Source organism: Microbacterium sp. CPCC 204701, from assembly GCF_004010105.1.
In the GTDB taxonomy this organism is placed as follows: domain Bacteria; phylum Actinomycetota; class Actinomycetes; order Actinomycetales; family Microbacteriaceae; genus Microbacterium.
Genome location: NZ_RRYE01000605.1, coordinates 1 through 1,181, shown reverse-complemented (window position 1 = coordinate 1,181; position 1,181 = coordinate 1). Strand labels below are relative to the sequence as shown.

1 protein-coding gene is annotated in these 1,181 nt (G+C 71.4%); it reads right to left on the bottom strand.

Features of this window, described 5'->3' with window-relative positions:
• The coding region (gene glyA, locus EIO58_RS18255; RefSeq protein ID WP_164861882.1) for a serine hydroxymethyltransferase at positions 1-1,181 on the bottom strand (1,181 nt) is incomplete at both ends.

The window sequence follows — 1,181 nt, the reverse complement described above, 5'->3', positions numbered from 1 at the left end:
CGCCGCGGTCAGCGCCGCCACGCGCGTGCGCAGCCCCGTGAGGTCGGCGCCGGGCTGCAGTGCGAGGGCGATGATGTCGGCCACCTCGGCGAACTCGGCGTCGCCGAAGCCGCGCGTCGCGAGCGCGGGGGTGCCGATGCGCAGCCCCGACGTCACCATCGGCGGGCGCGGGTCGTCGGGCACCGCGTTGCGGTTCACCGTGATGTGGATCTCGTGCAGGAGGTCCTCGGCCTGCTTGCCGTCGATCGCCGCGTTGCGCAGGTCGACCAGCACCAGGTGCACGTCGGTGCCGCCGGAGCGCACCGAGATGCCGGCATCGGTCACGTCCTGCTGCGACAGCCGCTCGGCGATGATGTGCGCGCCGCGGACCACGCGCTCCTGACGCTCCTTGAACTCGGGCGTGCCGGCGAGCTTGAACGCCGTGGCCTTCGCGGCGATCACGTGCATGAGCGGGCCGCCCTGCTGCCCGGGGAACACCGCCGTGTTGATCTTCTTGGCGAGGTCGGCGTCGTTGGTGAGGATGAAGCCCGAGCGGGGGCCGCCGATCGTCTTGTGCACCGTAGAGGAGACGACGTGGGCATGGGGCACAGGGTTAGGGTGCAGCCCCGCCGCCACGAGGCCGGCGAAGTGCGCCATGTCGACCCACAGGTAGGCGCCGACCTCGTCGGCGATCTCGCGGAAGCGCGCGAAGTCGAGCTGCCGCGGGTAGGCCGACCAGCCGGCGATGATGACCTTCGGCCGGTGCTCGTGCGCGAGCCGCGCGACCTCGTCCATGTCGATGGCGGAGGTCTCGGGGTCGACGCCGTACGCGACGATGTCGTAGAGGCGGCCCGAGAAGTTGATCTTCATGCCGTGCGTGAGGTGCCCGCCCTGGTCGAGCGAGAGGCCGAGCAGCGTGTCGCCGGGTCGCGCGATCGCGTGCAGCACCGCGGCGTTGGCGGTCGCGCCGGAGTGGGGCTGGACGTTGGCGAACTCGGCGCCGAACAGCGCCTTGGCCCGCAGGATCGCGAGCTCCTCGGCGACGTCGACCTCTTCGCAGCCGCCGTAGTACCGGCGGCCGGGGTACCCCTCGGCGTACTTGTTGGTGAGCACGGAGCCCTGCGACTGGAGCACCGAGACGGGCACGAAGTTCTCGGAGGCGATCATCTCGAGGTAACCGCGCTGGCGCTCGAGCTCGCGCT